Consider the following 24,425-nt stretch of genomic DNA (forward strand, 5'->3'; position numbering starts at 1 on the left):
CCCAGATACACTAAACATGACGGAAGTATCCCCCAACAGCTCTGGGTGATGCCGGCAAAACCCCGAAAATGAGCGTCAGGGACCTCATGTACGTTGCTTCTTCGCATGTCGATTTCTCTTCTTAACCAGACATAAGGGTCAACCGAGGTCTCCCCCTGCCACCGGAAGAGTTATACCGGTGATGTAGGAGGCGGCGTCAGAAGCAAGGAACAGAATTGCCTCGACCTGCTCGTCAATGCTTCCGTAGCGTTTCATAAGGCTGCTGTCGAGGGACTGGTCGACGATCTGCTGGTACCAGACCTTCTCCTGCTCACTCGGCTCGGCGCTATTGCGCGGAATCCGCCGTGGCGGCGCCTCGGTGCCACCCGGTGCGGTGGCGTTGACGCGGATGCCGCGCTCGGCGGTTTCAAAGGCCAGACAGGCGGTCAGGGCGTTAACGCCACCCTTCGCCGCGCCGTAAGGCACGCGATGGATCCCGCGCGTGGCAACGGAGGAAACATTTACGATGGCGCCACTGCCCTGCTCGATCATTGGCGCCAGCGCGGCGTGGCAGCACCATAGGGTAGGAAACAGTGAACGCCGCACTTCGGCCTCGATCTCGCGTTCCTGGTAATGCTCGAATGGCTTAGCCCAAATGGTGCCGCCAACGTTGTTGATCAGAATATCCAGACGACCGAAGCGCTCGAGCGCCGCCGCCATCACCCGTTGGCACTCGGCGAACTGCTCAAGGTCGGCGGTCAGGGTCAGCACCTCAGCAACTCCGACCAGTTCGTCGGCCAGCTCATGTATTAGCTCGGAACGGTCGACCAGCAGCAGTCGACCGCCTTCGGCCGCCATCCGTTCGGCCACGCGGCGACCGATGCCCTGGGCGGCGCCGGTGATAACGGCAACCTTGCCCTGGAAACGTTTGTTCATGAACCACCTCGGTTGTGTAGCCCGGATGCAATTTGGGAAAGTTCGTAGAGAACCTGGGCCCTACTGCCCGAATAAAACAGGCCCGCTCACCTAGTAAGCGGACCAAAGGAGCCTCTAGGCGCTGGCGGCGAACTTCTCATAATAGAAATTGGCCGGCTGGATGCCCTGTGCCCGGATGTACTGACTGACCGCCTCGACCATCGGTGGCGGACCGCAAAGGTAGACATCTACCTCACCGCCGTTGAGGTGTTTGGGCTCGATGTACTGGGTCACATAGCCCTTTTGCGGATAGGCGCTGTCCGGGCTGGCGACGCAGGCGGTGTAGCTGAAGTTGGGAATGCGCGCGGCGAATGCCTCTAGCTTGTCCATTTCGACCAGGTCGTGGTCATGGGTGACGCCGTAGATCAGATGGAGCGGGTGCTCGCTGCCCTGCTCGGCGATCTTCTCCAGCATCGCGGTGAACGGCGCTAGGCCGGTACCACCCGCCAGCAACAGCAGCGGCCGCTTGATCTCGCGCAGATAGAACGCGCCCAGCGGTCCAGCCAGACTGACGCTATCGCCGACCTTGGCGAGGCTGGTCAGGAAACTGCTCATCAGCCCGCCCGGCACGTTGCGGATCAGGAAGCCGACCTCGCCATCCTTTTGCAGCGAGCTGAAGGAATAGGCGCGGGTCTGGTCGCTGCCCGGCACTTGCAGATTGACGTACTGGCCTGGCAGGAACGCCAACTGGTTCAGCGATGCGCTTTTGATAGACAGCGCGATGGTGCTCTCGGACAGCTGACGCACGTTGCTGATCGCTGCCTGATAGCTGGCCTGCTGGGTCTTGCAGACGTCCGATGCGGCCGGAACGCGAATCACGCAGTCGCTTTCGGCGCGCATCTGGCAGGTCAGCACGTAGCCCTGCTCGGCTTCGGCTTCGCTAAGTGCATCCTCGATATACTCCTCGCCGAGGCTGTAGCGGCCGCTCTCGGCGAAGCATTTGCAGGCGCCGCATGCACCGTCTCGGCAGTCCAGGGGTAAATTGATGCCTTGGCGGTAGGCTGCATCAGCAACAGTCTCGCCAGCATTAGCATCGATGAAACGAGTGACGCCGTCTTCGAAGTTCAGTGCAACCTTGTGTGTCATGGCGGCACCTCAGACGTGGTATACATCGATAACTTGGCGGATGTAGTCGTTCTTCAGCACGACCTTCTTGGCCTTAATCAGCGGGGTCTCGCCACATGTGTCGAGGGTGCAGAAGTTGGTGCCAAAGAAGTGGTCCACCGTCTTGTACCGATAACTCATGGTGTGCCAGTTGTAGCGCAGCTTACAGAAGCCGCCGGACTGCTCGAGCAGCTCCAGATTGCTGATGTTGTGGCTGGTTCGGGTGTCCGGAATGGTGGCACTGGAGCGCTCGGTCTTGATGCGGAACACCCGATCCTCTAGGCCACCGCGATTGCCGTACCAAATCAGCGAGATCTGGCTCTGCGGGTCTTCGGTCAATTGGTCGCGGTCGTCCCAGGCCGGCATCCAGAAAGTGGCGTCCGGCGCGTACATTTCCAGCCAGCTTTCCCACTGCTTGTCGTCGAGATAGCGTGCTTCGCGGTAAAGGAAATCGCGCACGGCTTCGTAGGAGATAGTCATTTACACGCCCTCCGCATGGATCAGCCGATCCTGTTCTGCCTTGACGGCCTTGATCATCTGCTGTTGCCAGTACTTGTGCTGCATGACGAACAGGCCTTCGTCTTCCGAGCGGACACCGCTCAGCTTCGGATGCAGATCGATCTCCTTCGCGCCCTCGTCCGGCCCCTCGATCCAGTGTTTGGCGCCACGGGACATGTCGTTCATCCCCCCGCCGGCGAAGCCCTCCTGGCAGGCGCGGAATTCCTCCAGGTCGTCCGGGGTGGCCATGCCGCTAACATTGAAGAAGTCCTCGTACTGACGGACACGGCGGGCACGCGCCTCGGCGCTTTCGCCTTTGGGCGCGATGCAGTAGATGGTGATTTCGGTTCTATCCACCGACAGCGGACGGGTGATACGCAACTGCGAGCCGAACTGGTCCATCAGGTAGAGGTTCGGGTAGAGGCAGAGGTTGCGGGAGACGCCGATCATCCAGTCGGCACGGGCTTCACCAAACTCGCTGGCTAAGCGATCTCGCTCGGCGAACAGCGGGCGGTTTTTCGGGTCACCCCAGCGTGCCCAGACCATCTGGTGGCCGTTTTCAAAGGAGTAGAAACCGCCGCCATCCCCGCCCCAGCTACTGGCGCTCATGGCGCGAATATCATCGCCCGCTTCTCTTAGCTTGCGCTGCTGCTGGGTGGCGGCGTAGTTCCAGTGAACAGTACTGACGTGGTAGCCGTCGGCACCGTTCTCGACCTGCACTTTCCAGTTGCCTTCGTAAACATAGGTACTGGAACCGCGCAGCACTTCCAGACCTTCGGGCGACTGGTCGACGACCATGTCGATGACCTTCCTCGACTCGCCGAGGAACTCTTCCAACGGGGCGACGTCCTCGCGCAGGCTGCCGAATAGAAATCCGCGGTAGGAAGCAAAGCGCGCAACTTTCTTCAGGTCGTGCGAGCCGTCACAGTCGAAGCTGTCCGGATAGCCGGCGCCCTTGGGGTCTTTGACCTTGAGCAGCTTGCCCGAATTGCTGAAGGTCCAGCCGTGGAACGAGCAGGTGTGGGTGGCCTTGTTTCCACTCCTAAAGCGACAGAGCGTGGCGCCGCGGTGACTGCAGGCATTGATGAAGGCATTGAGCTCACCATCTTTGTTGCGTGTGATGAATATCGGCTGCCGGCCCATCTGCGTGGTGTAATAGTCGTTCTTCTCGGGAATCTGGCTCTCGTGGGCGAGATAAATCCAGTTACCCTCAAAGATGTGTTTCATCTCTAAATCGAACAGCCGAGGGTCGGTGAACATCTCGCGCTTGCAGCGGTAGATGCCCTCATCCTCATCTTCTTCAACGAGACTATTTATATAGTCGAGCCCCAGGTGCATTGTCATGGTCATGCCTCCATTATTATTGTTTCTGTTGCATAAAGCCTAAGGGGTAGGCCTTTCTAGAGATATCCATTTTTTGCACTCCTGTATCCGCCTCTTGCAAGACTGGACTTATCCCTATCAAACCGGACACTGCAGCCCGTTAAGGAACTGCTGACCAAAATTAACGTGTCGCACCTACAGATACTTCTTGAACGTCGCCGCCGCAATGCACACCGCCACGCCGAGCAGTGCCGCGCTGGGCAGCAGGATCAGCAGCGGGTTTACGCTGACCGGCAGTGCCAGGTAAGTCACCCACGGCAGCACGGCCAGCGGGGTCAGGCTGGCCCGGGCGCGGTGATAGATGAACCCCGACTCGCGTCCCGCGCCGAAGCGGCGCACATCCCGGCGCACCAGGCCGTCCACCAGCCCGACGAAGGCGGCCATCAGGAACAGTGGCAGGGTCAGGCACAGCACCAGCAGCCGCACGAGGAAGACCAGCGTCGTGTAGGCCGCCGCGATCAGGTAGCTCTCCACGTTCACGTAGACCAAGCCGATGTAGTAGCGGAGATCCTTGCTCGGGCGATGGCTGCCGGCGCGGGCCTGCGCCGAGGCGTCGCGTATCCAGTCCAGCAGGCCGCTCTTCACGAACAGCCAGTCGTAGCCCTGCTCCACCAGCCGGTGCGCGGTGCGCCCCGGCTCCTGCACCAGCGCGCTGCGCGTGAAATGCGTGGAGAGCTGATCGAGCTCGTAGTGCAGCATACCCTGCGCGTGGCGCCAGCCCTGCTCGGGCCAGAAGAAGTGCATGCCGACGCATTCGATCAGGATGCACAGCAGCAGCGCGCCGCACAGCACGCCGAAGAAGCGGAACGGCAGCGTGACCAGGCCGGCGATCAGGCCTTGCTGTCTTTGCTGCTGGCGCTGGGCCGCGACGGCCGGATCGCTCATGCTCCTTCCTCTTCAGCGGCGGCCATCTGCCTGAAGTCGTCCAGCAGGTCGTCGGGCAGCGCCTCGTCCTGCAGGCCGGGGATGCCCTGGTTCTCCCACCAATCTCCCGCCTCGACGTAGTGCTGACGCATGTAGCCGGCCAGCTCCTGCAGGTCCTTCGGCATGGCTTCGTCGGGGTCGGGAGCGGGCAGCGGCATGCGGACTTTCCAGAGGTTGCCGCCCTCGCTCAGCGCGAAGCACTGCCCCTTGGGCAGCGCCACCACATGCGCCGGCTCGATCAGCGGCACGCTGTTGCTGCTGATGCGGTCCTGGGTGTTGGACGTGAACGCGGTATTGCCGCGCGGGTCGGAGCTGTCGGTGGCGCCGCTCATCAGTGCCGTGGCGTACACCTCGACCTTGGGCAGTTGTCGCGTCAGCAGCTCGGCGGTGGCGGTCTCGCGCACGCGCAGCATGAACAGATTGTTGAAGTTGCCGACCACCTGGCCGGCCTTGGCACGGTTGCCGATGCGCGCCTCGATGTCGCTCAGGGTCTGCGTGTAGGCCGTCACCTGCACGCCGGCACCGCCGCCCTTGTTGACCATCGGGATGAACTCGTCGCCCATGAGTTCATTGAATTCGTCGGCGTGGACGTTGATCGGAATCCTGGCGCCCGCGGCGGCGCCGGGCAGCCCGTCGTCGATGCCGAACTTGTAGATATGGCCGGCGACCGAGACCAGGTCGCTGAACATCGAGTTGCCCACCGCCGCCGCGACTTCGGCGTCGGACAGCGCGTCCAGCCCCACGTAGACCACCGCGCGTTTGCGGATGACCTGCATCCAGTCGAAGATCGGCCGCGGGTCGGACAGGTCGGAATAGTTCGGCGCCAGCAGTTGCGCGATCTTGCCGGTGGTGAGCTTCTCCAGCAGCGGCAGCAGCGAGGCGACGATCTTGTCGAAGTACGTCCGGTCGTAGCGCACGGCGCTGCGCAGGCCGTCGAGCACGGGGTCATAGACGCGCACCTGGGACAGGTACTGTTCGAGGGCCACCACGCGCTTCTCGCGCCCGATCATGTTGCGCGGGATGTTCTTGTCGTTCAGCTTCGCTTCGAGCTGGACGATGACCTCCCAGGCCTTCGGCTCGTTCCTGGCGAAGTAGTGCTGGGCGTACTCGATGAACAGCGCGTCGATGTTGATGACGTGGCGCTGGATCAGCAGATAGTCCGGCCGCTGCCCCAGCTCGACCAGGGCGCGCGCGATGATGTTGACGAAGCGCCAGGCGAATTCGCGGAACGCGGCGCTGTTGCCTTCGCCCGAGAGCTGTCCGGCGATGCGCGTGGCCACCTCGGAGATCCGCCCGAACCGGCCCACGGCGTTGTAGCGCGCCGAGATGTCCGGCCAGCCCAGATGAAAGACGTAGAACTCGCCTTCGCGCCCGGCGCGCTTGGCCTCGACGTACATGCGCTTCAACAGGTCCGCATCGCCCTTGGGGTCGAAGACGATCACCACCTCGTGCTCGCCGCGGACCTTGCGGCGGATGTCCTGGGTGATGAACAACTCGGCCAGCCGCGTCTTGCCCACGCGCGTGGTGCCCAGCACCAGGCTGTGGCCGACGCGCTCGCCCAGCGGCAGGGTGACGTCGACCTCGTGCGGCTCGATGCCATGCAGGCGCGGCAGTCCGCCGACCGGCGGCAGCGGCCGTGCCGGATTGAAAGGACTGTCCCAAGCCAGGACCCGCGCAAGCTTCGAGAGTGGAAACGGCGCGAACTCAAGCCGCTCCTCCAGCCGCCGGGCGGCCCGGTAGATCGCCATCGGCTCGACGTAGCGGCGGAACTCCGGCCGGTAGGTCTGCATCAGCCGGTGCGTGTGCCGCTGCTCCCAGCGAAAGCCCCGGCCGACGAACAGCCGTTGCTGACTCACCGGCACGTCGCGGCTGGTCATCACGTAGCGCGGCAGGCGGCGGATGTTGCGGCGATGGCGCAGGATCGCCCAGGCATCGCGCAGGCGAATCGCGCCGAAGGTCAGGAAGGCCAGCGCCGAGCCCAGGCCGAGCAGCGGGTTCAGCGCGAGCGACCACGGTGCCACCAAGCACAGAATCGCGGCGCCGGCGCAAACCGCCACGGTGTAAAGCTCCACCGCTGGCCGCAGCAGCACCTCGACCGCATGCGGTTGGGCCATTTGCGCACCTACTGCTCGATGCCGGTGGACGTGATGAGCACCGGGTAGTGGCGCAGGCCCAGGCGCTGGGCCAGGTCGTCGCCGGAGGCCGGCGAGAGGGTCAGGCCGGGAGCAAGCCTGCGCAGCGCCGTCAGCGCGGCCATCGACTCCACGTTGACCACCAGGCCCACGGCCTGCAGCTCGCGCAGCGCCGCCTGCCGCTGCCGCAGCCAGGCACGCGACCGCTCGTCGTCGCCGATCAGGAACAGCGGCGTCAGGCCCGGCGCCCGGATGACGCGGCGCTGCACGTCGCCCGGCGACAGTTGCGTCGAGCGCACCGGCAGCATCGCGGCCTCGGCGTCGGCCGCGTTGCCCACGCGCGGGGCTGGCATCGGGGCCGGCGGCGTGGCCTGGTCCGGCTGAGGATTCAACGACTGGTAGTACGGCAGCGCGGACGCGCCGCCACGGTCTTCGACCACGATCAGCGGCGCGGCGGCGGTCTGGGCGAGGACGCTGGTCGTGGACAGCAGCCCGATGGCGGCGATGAGGGCGATGGGGTTCATGGCGTGGCGGCCCGGAAGGTTGTAACGGGAACGCCGGGGCCGAGCACGCGGGTCAGGTGCCGATGCACGCTGCGCCGGTAGCGCGCCGCGGGTGCCCCGCCGGCGGGCCGGTGGTAGCGGCCGATGGCGAGCAGCCAGTCCTCGCCCGGCGTGTGCCGTTCGCGCAGGATTTCCGCGGCGATGGCGAGGTTGCGGTACGGGTCCAGCAGCTCGCAGGGCTGCGTGTAGCGATGCGCGTGGTAGCCGAGATTGACCTGGCCGAGGCCGGCGTCGATGCGATTGGCCGGCGTGCGGGCGAGCGCTCGGCGCAGCCCCGCGCAGGCCGCGGCGCGGGTGGCGTAGCGCTGCGGCGTGCCGGCGACGTTGAGCGTCCAGGGCCAGGGGATCAGGCGCCCGCGCAGCGTGGCGCCGCTCTCCTGCAAGGCCACCGCGTACAGCACCGCCGCCGGCACGTCTGCGCGATGCGCCGCCAGTCGATAGGCCGGCGGCGGCACTTCCCGCGCCAGGGCGACCAACGGCCAGCCGCCGGTGGCGAGCAGCAGCACGGCGCTGGCGCAGCGGATGGCGACGCGGGACGGCCGACGCCCCCCGCCCGGAGTACCTATTGCCGCTGCCATTGGCCGTTCACCTCGCGCACCACGGCCGGCAGATCGCCGGGCAGGCCGAGCGACAGCCAGCGCCCCGCGTCGTGGTTGAGCGTGATGGTGCGGGCGCGCACCCTGGCCGGCTCGATGCCCGCCCGGCTGGCCCACTGGCGGATGCGCGCGTCGTCCTGGCGGCTGCCGACCATGTAGATGTCGAAGGCCGTGCCGGCCGCCTGCAACTGCTGCACGCGCTGCGCGCACGGTGCGCAGTCGGCCTTGACGAAGACCGCCAGGCGCCCGGAGCCGCTGTTGCCGGCACCCTGCGCCTCGGCGCCGGGCAGGCTCACGCGCGGCTGGCCGGGAAACAGGCGCTGCCACGCCGCGTCGTAGGCCCGCTGGTAGGCCAGCGTCTTGCCGACGCGCCGGGCCTCGGCCTGCACCTGCAGCTCGGCGTAGCGGCGTCGTTCCGCGTCCGTGCGCGCTTCGATGCCCAGGGCCGTGAGCGGATCGAGGTTGGGCGAATACACACCCAGCGGCCCCTGCATCAATTGGCGGTAACGCGCCCATTCCTCGGGCTGCAATCCCCAATCGCGCGCCAGGCGCTCGTCGAGCGCGGCATCCGCACCCGGCTGCACCTGGGCGGGCACCATGCGGGAGTTCGTCACCGGGGCCGGCTGGGCGGATGCGCCGAAAGCGGCGAACAGGACGACGGCGGCGAGCAACGGCCGCAAGATCATGGCGACCTCCTACGGCACCGCGACGCGCTGCGTCTGGCCGTTCACCTGGAACACGCCCGCCTGCGCCTCGATGGACTGCAGTTGCCAGCCGCCCTCGGCATCGCCCTCGCGCAGCAGCCGGGCGCCCGCGAGCGAGACCGCGGCGGTGGAGGTGATCGACAGAAAGCGCTCGCCTCCACGCAGCTCCACGCCGAGCACCCGGAACGGCGGCTCCGGCACCTTGGGCTTCGTCGCAACCGGAGCGCGCGGGCGAGCGGCGGATGCCACCTGCCGGGACCTCTCCAGGCGGGTCTCGATTCCGTTCACGCGCGCCTGCAGCGTCTGCAGGTCGACGGCCAGGGCCCTCCTCTCATCGGCCTCTTCGAGGCGCGCCATCCGCTCGTCCAGCGCCTGCCGCGCGGTGGCGAATTCTGCCTGGCTGATCGGCACCGGCCGGCGCTTGTCCGCATCGGCCTGTCGTTCGAGATCGGCCACGCGCAGGCCCAGCGCGTTGACCTGCGCATCCTGTGCGCTGCTCTGGGTCTGTTCGGCGAGCCGCGACAGACCGACGCTGTTGATGAGTGCCACGGCACTGATGAGCAGCAGCCAGAAGGCCGCGGCGACCTTGAGCCAGCGCGTGCGGGAATTGCGCTCGGATGGCGCTTGGGGAAAGGTCATGGCTGCAGCTCCTCGGGCCGGTCGGCGTCCGGCACGGGCGTGGCGGTGCCGGGCGGGTTGGCGGAAAGGAAGGTGGAAGCACCGTGCTGGCTGAAGCAGACCTGGCGGGTCAAGTCATCGACCGACAGCTCCCAGGCGGGGCCGGCAAGGGTCAGCAAGGCATCGCGCAGCATCAGCGGGCCCAGGCGCAGGTGTGCGGCAGGCAGCGGCAGCGCGTAGAGCGTGGCGGCTTCGACCGCATCGCAGAGCCGGTAGCCCGAGCGCAGGAGCACATGGCGCATGGCATCGCCCACGCTGGCATCGAGCATGGGCGGAATCGAGACCTCTACCGCCTGCTGCAAGAGATCACGCTGCGCAGGTTCCGGCACCAGCTCGACCAGGGTGTAGCGGCCGTAGCGGGCCACCGGAACGAAACCCGGCTCCGGCGCGACGGCGGTTGGCGATGCGGCCGGCACCGCTGGCGCAGACGACGCGGCGGTCGTGGCGCAGCCGGCGGCCAACAGGCTGCCGGCCAGCAAGCCAGCGGCGAGGGCCAGGCGGTGAACAGCGCGGATGGATGGTTGCATGGAGGGCGCTTCCCTGGAACACGGAGCGCTCACCATCGCCGCCGCTTGGCCTGTGGGCAGCAAACAAAACGCACTGACGCCCGCCCGAATACATGGCTGGGCAGCGCCATGGACTGTCATACGCCCAAGAAAAAGGTTCATCGCGCTTTCCCGGGGAAGGCAGCCTTGATTTTCAGAAAGAAGTATTCCGAGTCCCGGAAACCATAGGCCATGCGCTTGATCACCTTGATGCGGTTGTTAACCCCCTCAAGTATGCTGGTATGCATGTGGAAGTGGGCACTGGCAAGGATGCCTCGGGCGTATTTGCGCAGGTTGCGAGCAAAGCGTTGCAGTGGCGCGAGGCCGCTCTCGCGAGCATGCCGCAGCCAGGTTCGCCAGCGCCGCCAACCCTCTCGTACGCTGGGGGCGTACCAGACATCCTTCAGCGCATCCTTGAGCACATAGACCGTAGCCAGCGGCTGGTTGGCAGCGAGCAGTTCCTGTAACTGCACGGCCTGTCCGGCCTTCAGGTTGTCGCGATTGCGCAGCAGCAGCCAACGACTCTGCTTGACCGCCTTTCGTGCCAGCTTGTCTTCGCGCAGAAGGTTGGCCTGGTCGACCCGGATACGGTCGATCACATCCCGCCCGTAGCGCGCGACGACGTGAAACGAGTCGTACACCACTTCGGCCTGCGGGCAATGCTTTTTCACCTCCAGGTCAAAAGCCGTGTTCATGTCCATAGCCACCGCCCCGATCTGTTGGCAATGCTCGCCGAGCAATTCAAAGAACGGGCGGATCGATTCACGGCTGTTGCCGTGGCCGACCCACAGCACCCGTGTTCGCTCGGCATCCATGATGACCGTGGCATAGCGATGCCCCTTGTGCAGGGCGAACTCGTCCATCACCAGGCGGCGGACACCATGTGAATCGAAGGTGCCTACCTCGGCTTGCAGGCGTCGTTTATCGAGCGTCTTGAGGGTGTGCCAGTGCAGGCCGGTGAGCTGGCTGACGTGGCTGATCGGCAGCAGCCGCAGCAAGCTTTCGAGCCAGACCCGTAACCGCTGGGTTAGGCGAGATGCAGGCTCCAGCCAGTCGATCCGCTCGGTCACCCGACCACAGTTCAGGCAATCGACTCGGCGCACTGGAAGTTGAAGCAGGACGCGCTGATCGAACAGATCACGATCACTCACCAGACGAATCCGGCGCTCGTGAATCAACGGGCTGAGCTGACCACAACGCCCGCATTTGGGCACTGAACCGGCTTGAGGCTCGAGTTCAATCCAGAAGGAAGTTGTTGGCGGATGGGCGGCAGGCAACGGCGTCATAGCCTGGCCAGAAAGCGGCAAGATCAATAGGATGCACGGCGACAGCAGGGACAGGTGAAGGGTGTGTTTGGCGACTGCCAATTTACCTGCTTCCCTGACTGTCAACTCGCTCTTCCCCCAGAGTCTGCGAAGAACCAAGAAAAACGGCCCCGAAGGGCCGTGGAAAGAAGCCGGCGACCCCGAGGGGCCACCGGCATGGGCGCATGGATCAGACCGTGACAAGCTGCCGGGCCAGTGCGACCTCGACGGAATCACCATCCTGGTTCAGAACATCCAGGCCCGACTCGGGTACGTCTCCCGACGTGCTTTGCGACACCATGATCTTCCGGGCCATCAACCCCAGGCAGGTCATCTGCGAGGAGTTGGCGTAGCCGAGGTAGATCACGCGCACCGGCTGCTTCTGGCCGATGCGCCAGGAGCGCCGGGCGGCCTGCTGCAACGAATACACGTTGTAGCCGGACTGGAGGAACACGATGGTCGGGAACTCCAGCAGGTCCAGGCCGGTTTTCACCAGCTCGGGATTGGTGATGAGCACGTCGATGCCACGGTCCAACTGCTCGGCGATCCAGTCTTCCCGGCGGGAGGCATCCACGCTCGCGCGCAGTACCGCCACCTTGAAGCCCTCCTGCTCCAGCAGCACCTTCAGGCGCGATGCGGTGTCGCGCGTGCCGGTGTAGACCGAATAGACCAGGGTCTTGCGACCTTCTGCCTTCTCCTGCTTGCAGATCTCGATCAGCTCGCGTTCCTTGGGCATCACCTCCAGCTCGTTGAACTGAGCCGGCACGAACGCCAAGGTGTTGCGCGTGCGCGGATGCACCACCGTTTCCGACCGGAAGCAGCAGTCCGGCCAGGCCAGCAGCACGTTGAGGACCACACCGAGCAGCGTCGTGTCGCGCTTCGCCAGGGCCTGCTTCAGCTCCTGGGTCAGCCGATCCGCCAGATCGCGGTAGGCCGCGGCTTGCGCCGTGTCCATCGCGACTTCGCGGAACTCCTCGTCGTAGGGCGGCAACACGTTGCCACCGATGTCCTTCAACTTGAGGAAGACCGTGAACGGCAGGACGCAACGCAGCACACCCTTGGGACCGAAGCCCGGCGCCTTGACCGTGCGCACCGATACCTTGGTGCCCTTGGCCGTCTTGTGCGCCGTGCCCGTGCTCTCGGAATAGATATCCTTGAGCACGCCGTGATCGCGCATGAACGCCATCGCGGCCGAGGTCATGCTGCCGTTCTTCGTCGGCCGGTAGCCGTCTTCGATCATCCGCCCTGGCAGGGCTCGGAACAGCAGGTGGAACAGGTCGTCGCCGTAGCCGCCCATCAGTGTGCCGGTGAGCAGCAGCGTCTTGCGCGCCTTGGCCGCCAACACCCCCATTGCCTGGCCCTGAGCGGAGCCGCCGTTCTTGTACTCGTGCGCCTCGTCGGCGATGAGCAGGTCGAACGTGCCTTGGGGAAGCTGCCTCTTGATGAACTCGGACGGCTGGTAGCCGCCCTCGCCGAAGCCGAACTCCATGTTGGCCATCGCGCGTTCCATCCGGTGGGCTTGCCGATCCGAGAAGACCAACTCGCCGCGGTCGTCCATCAGGTTGATGAACTCGTGGACGTTGTCCCCGAGCATCGACGCGAGGAAGGCGTCACCGAACTTCTGCATCAGCTTCTGCGCGGTGACTTCCCCGATGGTTGGAATACGCTTCAGTGCCTTGAGCACGGTCGAGGACTGGTCGCTGGCGGACAGGCCTCTGGGACGGATCAAGGACCACAGCGGTGCACGGCAGTGGCTGCACTTGCGGCGGGACTCTTCGGCTTCGAGTTCGACCGGGTTGATCGGCTCGCCGTCGAGATCGGTGATGACATGCCCGCAATCCGGGCAGGCCCCCACGTCGCCGTGAGGCGTGCGCCGTCGAACGAAGACAGGTTTCCAGTGGAACCCCATCCGCATCCGCACTCGGCCCAGGACGAAGAACTCCTGGCCCTGCGCCGGCACGTCCAATTGCTCGCGCAGTTTCAGCAGCTTGACCAGCGTGTCCGGGCCGTTGAGCACCCAGACCTTGGCACCGGCCACCGTCTCCTGGATCTCGCGCCGCCACTTGTAGACCAGGTGGGGTGGCGAGAGCACCAGGGTACGGCGGTAGCCTTCGGCGTTGAGCACGGCGGCAGTGGCAATACCCACTGTCGTCTTGCCGCAGCCCATCTCGCCATTGACGATCGCGGCACGTTCGCCGCGATCGACCAACAGCTCGGTGACGGCGTGGACCACATCGGCTTGCGCCGGGAACAGCTTGCGCTTCAGCGCGGCGAGGATCAGTTGCCGATGCACCCGCACCTGGCCGGTGTAGACCGGAGGATTGGCGCGGTTGAGCGAATCGAGCAGTTCGTCGCCGAACTCCGATACGAAGTCCTGCAGGCTGAGCGTGAGGGGTGAAGCGGCCGCTTCGAGCAGGTCGCCCTGCGCAGCGGTTTCGGGAACGGTTTCGAGATCGAGGGACATGGTGATGCTCCAAGGAGATGGGGCATGCACCTCCCCCACGGGGCGGTGACATGCCCCTGGGGGGGAAGAAAGATGCGGCAAAGAAACGTGTAGGTGCCGCTGGATGCGGATCAGTATTCGCTGGGCAACAGCAGCGTGGTGACGCTGCGATCCCATTCGGTGATGATCCAAAGCTTCAGGTCGCGCGTGACCTGGTAGGACGAAAACAGACGATCCTCACCGGATTGCAGCGCAGCGTCGTTCAATCGCCGATCGTCGTCGCTCAGGTCGCCCCAGTCGCCATGAAGATGGCGGCGCAGGTACGGCGTGGGGTTGAGCCGGCCCTGTCGGACCAGCTCGTCGACGCCGGCGTCATGACCACCTGCCCGGGCGAAAAGCGTGCTTGTGACGCGAGGTTGAGGATTGCGAGTGCCATGGTGGTTTCTCCTTCTGGAAGAAGGGGCCACGGCACCCCATCGGGGCAACGTGACCCCGGTGGGTGGATGAAAGCGACGGCGAACCGTCAGGGAACAGGGATCAGCGGATGGTCAGCACTTCGCCCCACGTGGGCGAGCCCAGCGTCAAGTCCCATGCACGAATGACCGGCACGAACTTGTCGGTGAGGATGCGCGTCTCGGCCACGGAGCCATCGTCGCGTTCGGTGTATTCCGTCTGGAGGGTCTTCTCCTTGTGGGTATCACCTTTGACGACGAGCACGCGCCCGCTCTTGGACTTCACTACGCCGGAGATCGCGCCTGCGGCCAAAGCCAGGGCGAGATGCCAGTGCGACAAGGCCCGCGCGGGCGGACGCAGCGATTGCTGCGCGGCGCCCAGGTGCATATCGAGCGCCGGCCAGGGTCCTTGTAGCCGGCCGACTTCATCGGCGAACTGCTCGGGCTCCATCGTCACGCGATAGAAGTGCTCCGGCTCGGCCGGGCTGGCAGGGACGGTGTACGGCAGGAACGGCCATTCGAGCGGCAGTTCCTCGGCTTCGGCGTCACCCTGTCCGATCTGCAGCAGCAGACCGCGCACGGCCTTGACCGACTCCGATGCCTGGTCGCGTTGACGAATCCTGCGACCGAAGATCACCACCTGCTTGAACTGCGTCTCCACCGCACGGTAGATACGCAGGTCGGCGAAGTGGCGCGTCAGCCATCCGACCAGCTCGGCGTCGAGCACGTAGGACGGCACGATGAAGATCAACACGCCGCCGTACTGCATCAGCGGCAGCGCACGCTGATAGAAAAGCTTTTCCAGCCGCGCACGGCCCTGGCCCTGATAGCCGATGTTGCCGTTCACGTCCTTGCTCAGGTCGCCATACGGCGGGTTCAGCCACAGCAGCCCGAAGGACTGGCGCGAGATCAGCGTGTCCATCAGGTCACCGTGGATGCAGCGATCGACCAGTTGCCGTGCGTGGCGGGCACGCTCGGCGTCGTACTCGACGACGAAGGCCTGGACCTGCTCGCGCCCGAGGGCGTGGGCGGCTTCGGCAATCGCCACGCCTTCGCCGGCGCAGGGATCGAGGATGGACATGGAGCCGGGAGACGGCGCCAGTGCGGACAAGGCCCGCTCCAGCGTCGGCTCGTCGGTGGGGAAGTAGCCGTTACGAATGAAATTGCGCGCCAGGCGCGGAAACATGAGTGCCATGGATTTCTCCTGGTGATGGATGAGGGAAGGCGGGCACGCGCGGCGCGCATGCCCGTGGGGATGGCTCACGCCACACGCCGAAGCGGTGCGTTCGCGGCCAGTTCGTACTGCGTGGCGCCGAGGGTGCCGTTGCGGATCAGCTCGCCCAACGCCTTCGTCAGCGCCGGGACATCGAGGGCCAGCCGATGGCCTTCCAGCGGCCCGAGGGCCAAGGGAAGACCGGTCAGCATCCGCCGTGTCTGCAACAGCTCCAGCACGGTGTCGCGCCAGTGGTCGAGCAGTGGCAGCGGGCAGGTGTCCTGCACCAGCGTCCACAGCCGGTCGAGCCGGTGAGCGGAATCCCTGGGCAGAAGCGCCAGCGCGCTGGCGTTGGCCTTGTCTGGCTTCACGCAGCGACGATCGAACAGCCACACATTCGTCAGCGAACCGAACAGCGTTCGCCGATAGGCGCGGGTGATGCGCTTTTCCAGGTTCTCGACATTGCCGACGAAGACCGGGATGGATGCGCCCTGCTCGGTGATGACGTGGAACTGATCCAGTCCCTGTTCATCCCGGCCGAGGGTCAGGCGGGCGAGGAACTCCTGAACGGCGGTGTCGCGCGCCCAGATCGAGAGAAAGACGAGATTGCCCTGCTCGTCACCGACGCAACCGTCGGCCATGAGGTCGGGGCATTCGTCGATGCGGTACAGCGGTTTCGCGGAAGAAGGTGCAGGCATGGTGATGTCCTCTTGGAAATGAAGGAGCAACCACAGCCCGCGGGGCCATGCTCGCCCCGGTTGGGTGAAGGAAGATGCGTTCCGCTAGACAGCGCGGCCCGCGTGGAAGCGGTGAACCCGCTCGCGCCACTCGGGGCTTTGCACCGGCGCCATGTCGAGATAGCGCAGCGGGCACGAGTAGTAGTACGGATGCACGGACTCATCGAGGGACTTGTAGCCCCAATCGCCGCCCGAGCTTTCCAGCAGATGGCAACCGATGTAGCAGACGGACTCACCGGCCGCGAGGCCCATGACGCCCGCCTGCCTGGCGGTGACGCGAACCACGGTCCACAGAACGTCGCCGTCCAGCGTGTGGTCGATGACTTCGCAGCAAGCGCGTTCGGATGCCTGCGGAGCGAGCAGCTCGAGGATCACCTGATCGCGCGTCTGACGAACGAAGGTCCAGCCCATGAGGGTCTCCTTGAAGAACAGGCCGGAGCCCTCCCCGTCGGGGGAGAACCCCGGCGGGTGGCGGAATGCCGCGCAAGGCGGTGGATGGATCAGGCAGCTTTGAGGTGCCAGTCCTGGGACAACGGAGCGAACTCGTAGCCCAGCTTGTCGAGACGGTCGCGCTGCTGACGCAGCACACGACGATCCACGGTCGCATCGAGCTTCACGGTCTCGCCCAGGGGCCACAAGGCACCGAACAGCGCCGCGTCGTCTGCCTCGGCCGAGGCCGCAGCGGACACGGGAGCCGGTTCGCTGCCGAACGGCGTGGTATCGACCAGGGGGTCGCGCGGACTACGCGGCTTCGCCTTCGGCTTGGCCGGGGGCGTTGCCGGCGCGGGCGCCTGCGCTTCCTCGTCGATTGGATCGACTTCCTGCGGACTCAGCCGGCGGGCTTCGTCGCGGCTCAGGGCGTCGATGTTGGACAGCGTCATCCCGCCCAGATGGGCGCGGATCTCGATGACCATGCGGCCGTTGGCGTTGTACGTGGATGGGCGAATCTCGACGATGACGAAATCACCGTCGTACTTGCCCTCGCGGTATTGATCGAGTTCGGCGTTCTTCACGACGAACTCGCCGATCGAGGTCGCCAGGCGGCCGACGTTGAAGTCGCCGTTCCTGCCGTGGATGGTCTTGATGGCCAGTTGGCCGGGGATGGTGATCATGAAGGCCTCCTGCGGACGAAGAGAGGACAAGGCCCCGAGGATGGGGCCTTGCGGATCAGAACGACTCGGCAACGGCCAATGCGGGGGCATCGGCAGCGTCGTCGGCAGCATCGGCGACGGGCTTGGAAGGCTCCGGTGCCGAGGCTTGCTGCGCGGCGGGCGCGTCGGACGTCACAGGGACTTCCGGGTCCCGCTCGTCGGTCTCGGTCGGCTTGGGTTCGGCCTTGTAGACGAGCTTGCCGTCGACCTTGATCCAACTGACGAACAGCAGGCGGGCCTTGAGGCTCACCCCCTGTTCGCCGGCACGCTTGCCCTTGGAGTAGGTGAAGGTGTCGGTCCACAGGTCGCCCAGGCGGAAGCCGATCATCACCTTCTTCTCGGCGTCGACCGCCTGAATGCAGCGGCGCACCAGGTGCTGCGCTTCCGATCCCGATACGCGCGTGTCGAAACGCACATACGAGACGTCGTCGCTGGGACCGTTCAAGGCTGCGATGTCGCAGGCCAGGAACGCATCGCCTTTCTTGGGCTTCACTTCGCGGATGCGATTGAGGTACCCGAGGCCGGCGATGTGCAGATCGAAGTAGGTTTTTTCGTTGGAAGTGGTCATGGTGAATCTCCTGGGAACAATGAGGCGGAGACACACCCGACCCAAGGCGGGGAAGGTGTGGAACCCCCGCGTGGGTTGATGGACAGCTTGGTGGCATCGCCATCGAAAACCGATGGCCGTTCGCGCATGGATGCCGGTGCGAACTGGAGTGATCAACGCGGTCGGAACCGCATCGCAGCCTTGAAGATCGTGGCTGCCTGGGCATGTCGCTGACGGACGTCAGCGGAACATGGCCGGAAGCGTGGCGCCAGGACGGCGCGCAGGCGAGCGGCAATCGGCACTCACGGCTGTCCGCATTGCCGGGAAGAAAGAGGCCCCCGGAGCGGGGGCCAGGGATGGGCGGTCAGTTACCGCTGGGCGTGGGAGGAACCGCCTGCAGCGACAGGTGTGTCGCGGTGGCGGACACGTCGAGGTCGTCCTCGCTGCGCAGGATGCGCGCAAACACGCCCTCCTGCGGATCGAAGAACTCGCCGAAGTCGTCGCCGCCGAACTCGGCACGCGCCAGTTCCCACCAGTCGTCGAAGGCACCGACATCCGGGTTGCAGCCGGCGGCATAGGCGATGGTCTTCTGGCGACCATCGGGTCGACGCTCGCCGCGCTCGGCCAGGAAGTGCACGCCGTGATCCTTGGCCAGGACGACGCGGCACTGATTCGCAACCGCTTCGGCGAGCACGGGCCGCAGCTCCGTGCCTTTGAATCGAACAGTCATGGGTGTGACTCCAGGGAGGCAGGAAGAGAGGCTTCCCGCCGCGAAGGCGGGAAGCTGCTGGGAGGTCAGTGCCGGACAGCCTTGCGACCCGACAGGTACTGCACGCGGATGCGCCTCCAGCTCCCGTCGTCGATCAGCCGTTCCAGCGTCTCGCCGAGGGTGTCGAAGAACACCTCATCGACCCGTTCGACCAGCTCGCCGTCGCGGCGCAGCTCAACCGCGTAGAGGTCGAGGCCACGCTCATACAGCACGGTGACGCGACCCTGGAACTTCGTCGTGTCGACGGTGAAGCCGATGGCCGGTGGCGTGCGGATGATGTCGGTGGGCAGCGGATCGACCCAGGTGATGTCCCGCGCACCGGCATCCACCAGCATGTGGGTGATACGCCGGAAACCGTCGGGAGCGGGCAACTGCTCCAGTTGGTCGATCAGTTCCCGCAACTCGGGGCAGCGGGGCTCGGGAATCGGCAGCTTCGCCGGTGCGGACCCGAGCACCAACCGCTTCACCGTGTAGGGCTGGCCGTCGGCGGTGAACTCGGTCTGCTCCTCGGGCGTGTCCGCCCGCTGACCGTCGAAGCGGCGTCTGACATAGGGTTCGACCTGCACCTTGGCGCCCTCGTCGGGCACCTCGGTCACGAGCGTGCGATCGAGCACCGCGAACTCGGCCCGTCCCGTCTTGACGACGATGGCCTCGTCGGTGGTGGCGATGACCTTGCCCTCGAAAGGCTTCGGGTCGATGTGAAAGCCCAGCGTCGAAACCTTGGGCTGGCCGTCGAAGATGTTGAACTTGAACGAACGGACGTTGGAAGGCACATGACCGACAACGAGCGTCGGCATCTGTGCGCGAATGGCTTGGGTATCCATGGGGAGACTCCTTGTGGCAACCAAGGGACTCCCGCCCGCAAGGGAGGTCTGTCCCTTGAGGGTGAAGTGGATGAACGCGGGTGCGCCCGGAGAACGAAGCAACCAGCACGGCGAACCGCGCCGCAGTCTTGAAGGTCTCGACTGCCTGGGCATGCTGCCGGCAACGCCAGCGAACATGCGGCCAGCGTGCGGCACATGGCGGCGGCCGTCCGTTGGGAATCGGCAATGCGCCGGCACCGCGTTCCGCGAAAAAGAAGAGCCCCGACGTGGGGCTCGAATGGGTTGCGGGTTACTCGTCGTAGAGCGTCAGCCCGTCCAGCACGGGCGCGTCGGCATCGAACACCAACATGCGAACGTCAGCGAGCGCAGCCAGGTGCACCACTTCCACGAAGGACTCCGGCACGCCCTTGGCCCGGTGCTCCTGCCGCAGCTCTTCGGCGGTGATGCCCTCGACATGCTGCAGGTTCGCATCCGTCCAGGGGGTGGCGATCAACTTCACGCCGATCGCGGGGCTGTACGGGATGCGGAAGGCGACGAACAGAAAACAGCTCGGCGTGGCGATGTCGGCCAGGTTGGCCAGATAGCGGCCGGCCTCCTCGGTGATGTGCGCCGAGCTGATTTCCCAGGCACGGCTGTAGAAGCCGGTCTCGAAGCGCAGGCGCCGCACCACCTCGCGCGCGGCCTCCTCGGAGTAGGTATCGGCGACGTGCAGCGGTTGGCCGGCTTCTTCGGCCATGACGGCGTAGACGAGGTTTCGGGCGATGCCATGGCTGGGGCACTGCGCGTCCAGCTCGGGCGGCACGTTCTGGCCCTCGGTGATCAGCGCGAAGTCGTCGCAGAAGATGCAGGCATGGCGCTCGACCTGGCTGTCCGGCAGGTGCGACTGCGAGACGTGCAGCGGCAGATAGCTCAGCGGGCAGTCGTCGTCGTAGGAAATGGCGAGCAGCCGCTGCACGGACAGGCCATCGTAGCCGCGGACGAAGGGGTTGTTGGAATGGGACATGGGATTTTTCCAGCAGAGGATGCCCGAGGCAATCCCCTGCCGGGGATTGAACCCCAGCGGGTGGATGAAGTGGCAGCCGGTCAGCCGGCCGCGGCGTCGGGCCACCTTGGTGGCGGGCGGCGCAGGTCAGTGGAAGATGCTGATTCGGGACATGGCCGCTCCTGCGAACGGAAGGAGGGACATGGCCCCGAACGGGGACGCATGTCCCTCGTGGGGTGGGATGAAATGACGGTGGGTTGCCAGGCGCGGTTCACCAGCCGTTGTAGTGCAACGTGAGGTCAGCGATGACCTGACGCCGTTCCAGATCGAGGCCGCCAAAGTCGGACAGCCCCTCGAAGCCGCAACTCTTGAGCATCGCGCCGCCCTCGCGGGAGTTGTAGAAGCTCACCATCGCGGACAGGAACATGCGTTGACCGCTGCTCAGCACGCCCAGGGCGTCGTTGAGCATCAGCATGTTGGGCCGCAGGTCCCACTTGGTGGTGGCATGCTGCAGACCTTCGCGTGTGCCGTCGCCGAACCACTCGTGGCCGGCGATCTGCGCGCCGCGCTTCCAGGCCTCGAAGAAGGCCTGCGGTGCAGCGTCGAAGTGCGCCTGTTCCAGCGCCATCTGATCGAGCACGTCTTCGGGTAAAGACAGATTCATGAGAGAACTCCTTGAAGGGTGGGAATTAGGGGTGAGCGCGCTGTGTCCAGGCATGGGTATCCAGGGCGCGCTGTGCTGCGAGGTGGTTCGGGAAATACTCGACGGACTCCCGCGATACCGGGCCCTCGTCGTCTTGCGTGCCGATGTAGTGGCCGGCCGCGCTGCGCAGCACCTGTAGCGGCAAACGCTTGCCGGTCCAGGCCAGCGCCAGCGCACCACTGCGCACTGCGGTTGCAGAGGAAGATGCAGAAGGTTCAGACATGCCGTGCTCCTTGGTGGGTCGAGGAGCACGCATCCCGTAGAGGATGGAGTTCCCCTCGGGTGGTTGAGAAAAGTGCATCGTCGCCAGGCCGGCGAGCGTCCGCGGTGGGCGATGCGAAGCGGACTGGATCGGTCGACGCGGCGAACCGCGTTGCAGTCTTGAAGACCGAGACTGCCAGGGCATGCCGCTGACGACTGTCAGCAACGCATGGCGTGAGGATGGGCGCGAAGCATGGCTGCCGTCGCAGGGAAAACCGAATCGCGGACGGCCCGCTTTAGGGCGGGCCCGCGTCACGGGACAAGGCAAGGACCAGGGCGCCGAAGGCCACGCGGGCCTTCGGCTGGAGAGGAAGGAAAACCACCTGTGGGCTGCGTCAGCGCGGGCCGTCGTCAAAGCCGTTCGCTGCGTCAGCAATCGCACCCGGCCCGTTTCGTGGCTGGGGCCGGAAACCTCTGGCGTGCATCCACACACAAAGGGAGCCCGTTGTTCCGCCGGCGGGCACCGGCACGGAATACCCTCGGCCCAAGGGGCCTCCTCACGGCTCGCGCGGCGGCAAGGCGTCAGGAAGCCCCTCATGACCGAGGCAAGGCACACCGATCAAGGGAATGGCGGCGGGCGCGATTCGTGGAGCAATGACCTTCTCGCCCCGTCGCCCGATGGTGGGCAGACGGGGCGCGCACACCGTTGCAGAAGGAGACGCGCGCTTTGGAGGTCCCGCGCGGTGCGGGACGTTTGCCTCGCCGCTAGTGAAGTGGCCGGCGCGGCAGGGGGAAGCGAGGATCAGGACGCCTTGGAGGCAGCGGGCCGCTTGCGCGGTGCGCTGCGCCGGCCCGTCGGGGACTCGATCGGCAACGTGCCCTTGCAGTCCGGGTAGCGCGAGCAGGACCAGAACGCGCCGCTCTTGCCCGTGCGCTGCTGCATCGGTGAGCCGCACTGCGGGCAGGCCGGCGCCGGCGGCAGCGGCAGCTTGAGCGAGAGCGTTGCGCCGCGGTACTGCTGCACGAGCTGGCCGACCCACACGGACTGCTTCTCGATGAAGGTGTCCAGCGCCATCTGGCCGGCCTCGATCATGTCGAGCGCCTGCTCCCACACCGCCGTGGTGCCAGGGTCGGCGATGGCCGAGGGCACCGCGTCGATGAGCGTGAATGCCGCGTCGGAAGCGCGGACGGCGCGGCCTTTCTTGACCAGGTAGCCGCGACCGATCAGACCGTTGATGATGTTGGCGCGTGTCGCCTCGGTGCCGATGCCGGTGGTATCTCGCAGCTTCTGTTTCAGGCGCGGGTCGGTCACGAACTTGGCGACGGTCTTCATGGCCTTGATCAGCTCGCCCTGCGTGTAGGGCTTGGGCGGCAGCGTCTTCAACGCCTTGAGATCCACCTTCCCGACCGGGCAGGACAGGCCCGCATGCAGGGCGGGCAGCACTTGGCTGCGCTGCGCTTCCTCGTCATCGGCAGCGTCCGGCTCCGGCGTCGCCAGTACCAGGCGCCAGCCGATCACGGCGATCTGCTTGCCCACCGCCACGAGCGACTGGCCGCCGCAAGCGAGCTGCGCTACCGTGCGGTCGAACTCATGGTGCGGGAGGAACTGCGCGAGGTAATGGGCGCGGATCAGCCGGTAGACGGCCAGTTCCTTCTCGTTCATGGCCGACAGGTTGGCGGGCTCCAGCGTCGGGATGATGCCGTGGTGAGCCGACACCTTGCCGTCGTTCCAGGCGCGCGAGCGCTGTTGGCGATCCAGGCGCTCGATCAGCGGCCGCAGGCTGGGGTCGGTCTTGACCAGGCTGTCGAGTACGGTCGGTACCTCGGCCCACATACTCTCGGGCAGGTAGCCCGAATCCGAGCGCGGATACGTTGTCGCCTTGTGCGTCTCGTACAGCGCCTGGGCAATGTCCAGCGTCTCCTGCACGTCGAGGCCCAACTGCTTGGAGCACACCTCCTGCAGCGTGCCCAGGTCGAACGGCAGCGGCGGTGCCTCGCGCACGCGCTCGGTGTCCACCGACACGACCTGCGCATCGCGTGCCGCGCGAATGCGATCCGCAGCCTGCTGCGCCACCGGCTGCTGAAGGCAGCGACCCGCTGCATCCGTGCTGCCTTCGGGCGGTATCCAGCTCGCGGTGAAGGATTGGCCGGCATGGGATAGCAGCACATCCACGGCCCAATACGGCATGGAGACGAATCGCGCGATCTCGCGATCACGATCCACGACCAACTTCAGCGTCGGCGTCTGCACGCGCCCCACCGACAGCACGCCCGTATAGCCGGCCTGACGCCCCAGCAGTGTGAACAAGCGGCTCAAGTTCATCCCGATCAGCCAGTCGGCGCGCGATCGGGCGAGTGCGGAGAAATACAGCGGCAGCGTCTCGGCGGACGGCTTGAGCGCACCCAGCGCTTTGCGGATCGACGCATCGTTGAGCGCCGACAGCCACAGGCGCTGAATCGGCCCGCGGTAGCCGCACAGGTCGATGATCTCGCGGGCGATCATCTCGCCCTCGCGGTCGGCGTCGGTCGCTATCACCAGCTCGCCCGCCTTGGCGACGAGCTGCTGCACGACCTTGAATTGCGCTGCGGTCGCCGCCTTGGGCTCGACACGCCAACGCTCAGGAAGAATGGGCAGTTGCTCGATGGCCCAGCGCTTGTACTGCTCGCCGTACCCTTCGGGCGGAACCGCCTCCACCAGATGACCGATGCACCAAGTCACGACGACACCCGCGCCGCTGTAGCAGCCGTTGCCGCGTTGGCTGGCGCCCAGCACACGGGCGATGTCCTTGCCCTGGGACGGCTTCTCGCACAGGAACACGCGCATGAAGCCTCCTTGGAAATGTGCGGTTCATCGGATGGGCGTCAGCTTGGCGGGGCCAGGAGATGCCGGCAGCAAGGAAATCGATTGATGCAGACACCGCTTTGTGATTGGCAGGCGGTTCGTTGCCGCAGCGGTGTGAATAGATCGTAGGAGCTGGCACAGCAAGAGGGTCGTTTCGGGAGGGCGGCTGGAACTCC

General features: G+C 65.6%; 23 protein-coding genes and 2 pseudogenes. All 25 read right to left on the reverse strand.

All coding sequences use genetic code 11. From position 1 onward, the window contains the following. Positions 1 to 138: 138 nt before the first annotated feature. On the reverse strand, positions 139 to 915 hold the full coding sequence (locus REH59_RS23470) for a 1,6-dihydroxycyclohexa-2,4-diene-1-carboxylate dehydrogenase (RefSeq protein ID WP_045633697.1): 777 nt from the start codon (positions 913 to 915) through the stop codon (positions 139 to 141). A gap of 114 nt (positions 916 to 1,029) precedes the next feature. Further along, entirely contained in the window at positions 1,030 to 2,040 is a 1,011-nt protein-coding gene (benC, locus tag REH59_RS23475; RefSeq protein WP_064481765.1) for a benzoate 1,2-dioxygenase electron transfer component BenC, read from the reverse strand. Between the two features lie 9 nt (positions 2,041 to 2,049). Then, positions 2,050 to 2,538, reverse strand: coding sequence for a benzoate 1,2-dioxygenase small subunit (gene benB / locus REH59_RS23480; protein WP_045633695.1), 489 nt, complete (start codon positions 2,536 to 2,538; stop codon positions 2,050 to 2,052). After that, the gene (gene benA, locus REH59_RS23485; protein ID WP_045633694.1) at positions 2,539 to 3,894 is read right to left on the reverse strand and encodes a benzoate 1,2-dioxygenase large subunit; all 1,356 of its coding nucleotides are present in this window, start codon (positions 3,892 to 3,894) and stop codon (positions 2,539 to 2,541) included. It abuts the gene before it with no gap. A 180-nt stretch (positions 3,895 to 4,074) separates the two neighbouring features. Then, on the reverse strand, positions 4,075 to 4,824 hold the full coding sequence (locus tag REH59_RS23490) for a TIGR03747 family integrating conjugative element membrane protein (RefSeq protein WP_064481764.1): 750 nt from the start codon (positions 4,822 to 4,824) through the stop codon (positions 4,075 to 4,077). Further along, positions 4,821 to 6,977: a type IV conjugative transfer system coupling protein TraD gene (gene traD / locus REH59_RS23495; protein ID WP_064481763.1), complete on the reverse strand. Its 2,157-nt coding sequence runs from the start codon at positions 6,975 to 6,977 to the stop codon at positions 4,821 to 4,823. The genes REH59_RS23490 and traD overlap by 4 nt, the downstream gene beginning before the upstream one ends. Before the next feature lie 8 nt (positions 6,978 to 6,985). Further along, complete coding sequence (locus REH59_RS23500; RefSeq protein ID WP_064481762.1) at positions 6,986 to 7,519, reverse strand: integrating conjugative element protein; 534 nt, start codon at positions 7,517 to 7,519, stop codon at positions 6,986 to 6,988. Beyond that, the gene (locus REH59_RS23505) at positions 7,516 to 8,136 is read right to left on the reverse strand and encodes a transglycosylase SLT domain-containing protein (RefSeq protein ID WP_064481761.1); all 621 of its coding nucleotides are present in this window, start codon (positions 8,134 to 8,136) and stop codon (positions 7,516 to 7,518) included. Before REH59_RS23505 ends, REH59_RS23500 begins: the two co-directional genes overlap by 4 nt. Then, positions 8,121 to 8,840 carry a TIGR03759 family integrating conjugative element protein gene (locus tag REH59_RS23510; protein ID WP_064481760.1) on the reverse strand — a complete coding sequence of 240 codons (720 nt, stop codon included), beginning with the start codon at positions 8,838 to 8,840 and terminating at the stop codon, positions 8,121 to 8,123. The genes REH59_RS23505 and REH59_RS23510 overlap by 16 nt, the downstream gene beginning before the upstream one ends. 9 nt (positions 8,841 to 8,849) lie before the next feature. Beyond that, positions 8,850 to 9,497, reverse strand: a complete 648-nt coding sequence (locus tag REH59_RS23515) for a hypothetical protein (RefSeq protein ID WP_064481759.1) — start codon at positions 9,495 to 9,497, stop codon at positions 8,850 to 8,852. Further along, complete coding sequence (locus REH59_RS23520; protein ID WP_064481758.1) at positions 9,494 to 10,063, reverse strand: PilL N-terminal domain-containing protein; 570 nt, start codon at positions 10,061 to 10,063, stop codon at positions 9,494 to 9,496. The genes REH59_RS23515 and REH59_RS23520 overlap by 4 nt, the downstream gene beginning before the upstream one ends. Before the next feature lie 137 nt (positions 10,064 to 10,200). Next, positions 10,201 to 11,404 (reverse strand): annotated as a pseudogene (locus REH59_RS23525) (ISL3 family transposase). A 171-nt stretch (positions 11,405 to 11,575) separates the two neighbouring features. Then, positions 11,576 to 13,849, reverse strand: coding sequence for a helicase-related protein (locus tag REH59_RS23530; RefSeq protein ID WP_064481757.1), 2,274 nt, complete (start codon positions 13,847 to 13,849; stop codon positions 11,576 to 11,578). A 110-nt stretch (positions 13,850 to 13,959) separates the two neighbouring features. Continuing rightward, positions 13,960 to 14,264, reverse strand: a pseudogene (locus tag REH59_RS23535) (hypothetical protein). Positions 14,265 to 14,365: 101 nt separating this feature from the next. Further along, positions 14,366 to 15,475 carry a DUF6094 domain-containing protein gene (locus REH59_RS23540; RefSeq protein WP_320450360.1) on the reverse strand — a complete coding sequence of 370 codons (1,110 nt, stop codon included), beginning with the start codon at positions 15,473 to 15,475 and terminating at the stop codon, positions 14,366 to 14,368. A 65-nt stretch (positions 15,476 to 15,540) separates the two neighbouring features. Continuing rightward, positions 15,541 to 16,191 carry a hypothetical protein gene (locus tag REH59_RS23545; RefSeq protein WP_003141029.1) on the reverse strand — a complete coding sequence of 217 codons (651 nt, stop codon included), beginning with the start codon at positions 16,189 to 16,191 and terminating at the stop codon, positions 15,541 to 15,543. Positions 16,192 to 16,275: 84 nt separating this feature from the next. After that, positions 16,276 to 16,641 carry a hypothetical protein gene (locus tag REH59_RS23550; protein WP_320450361.1) on the reverse strand — a complete coding sequence of 122 codons (366 nt, stop codon included), beginning with the start codon at positions 16,639 to 16,641 and terminating at the stop codon, positions 16,276 to 16,278. A gap of 89 nt (positions 16,642 to 16,730) precedes the next feature. Beyond that, positions 16,731 to 17,342 (reverse strand): DUF3275 family protein, encoded by a 612-nt coding sequence (locus REH59_RS23555; protein WP_023083176.1) that lies wholly within the window; start codon positions 17,340 to 17,342, stop codon positions 16,731 to 16,733. A gap of 55 nt (positions 17,343 to 17,397) precedes the next feature. Beyond that, the gene (locus REH59_RS23560) at positions 17,398 to 17,949 is read right to left on the reverse strand and encodes an STY4534 family ICE replication protein (protein WP_320450362.1); all 552 of its coding nucleotides are present in this window, start codon (positions 17,947 to 17,949) and stop codon (positions 17,398 to 17,400) included. A 343-nt stretch (positions 17,950 to 18,292) separates the two neighbouring features. Continuing rightward, a complete protein-coding gene (locus REH59_RS23565; protein WP_009401122.1) occupies positions 18,293 to 18,658 on the reverse strand; it encodes a DUF3085 domain-containing protein in 366 nt (121 codons plus the stop codon). 65 nt (positions 18,659 to 18,723) lie between these two features. Continuing rightward, positions 18,724 to 19,521 (reverse strand): hypothetical protein, encoded by a 798-nt coding sequence (locus REH59_RS23570; RefSeq protein ID WP_009401123.1) that lies wholly within the window; start codon positions 19,519 to 19,521, stop codon positions 18,724 to 18,726. 289 nt (positions 19,522 to 19,810) lie between these two features. After that, positions 19,811 to 20,524, reverse strand: a complete 714-nt coding sequence (locus REH59_RS23575; RefSeq protein ID WP_103455379.1) for an ABC transporter substrate-binding protein — start codon at positions 20,522 to 20,524, stop codon at positions 19,811 to 19,813. Between the two features lie 250 nt (positions 20,525 to 20,774). Beyond that, positions 20,775 to 21,167 (reverse strand): hypothetical protein, encoded by a 393-nt coding sequence (locus REH59_RS23580; protein WP_103455377.1) that lies wholly within the window; start codon positions 21,165 to 21,167, stop codon positions 20,775 to 20,777. 25 nt (positions 21,168 to 21,192) lie between these two features. Then, positions 21,193 to 21,429, reverse strand: a complete 237-nt coding sequence (locus REH59_RS23585; protein WP_013982118.1) for a hypothetical protein — start codon at positions 21,427 to 21,429, stop codon at positions 21,193 to 21,195. Between the two features lie 780 nt (positions 21,430 to 22,209). Then, positions 22,210 to 24,231: a DNA topoisomerase III gene (locus tag REH59_RS23590; protein WP_064481755.1), complete on the reverse strand. Its 2,022-nt coding sequence runs from the start codon at positions 24,229 to 24,231 to the stop codon at positions 22,210 to 22,212. Positions 24,232 to 24,425 lie beyond the last annotated feature (194 nt).

Source organism: Pseudomonas sp. BO3-4 (genome assembly GCF_034044115.1).
GTDB lineage: Bacteria > Pseudomonadota > Gammaproteobacteria > Pseudomonadales > Pseudomonadaceae > Aquipseudomonas > Aquipseudomonas alloputida.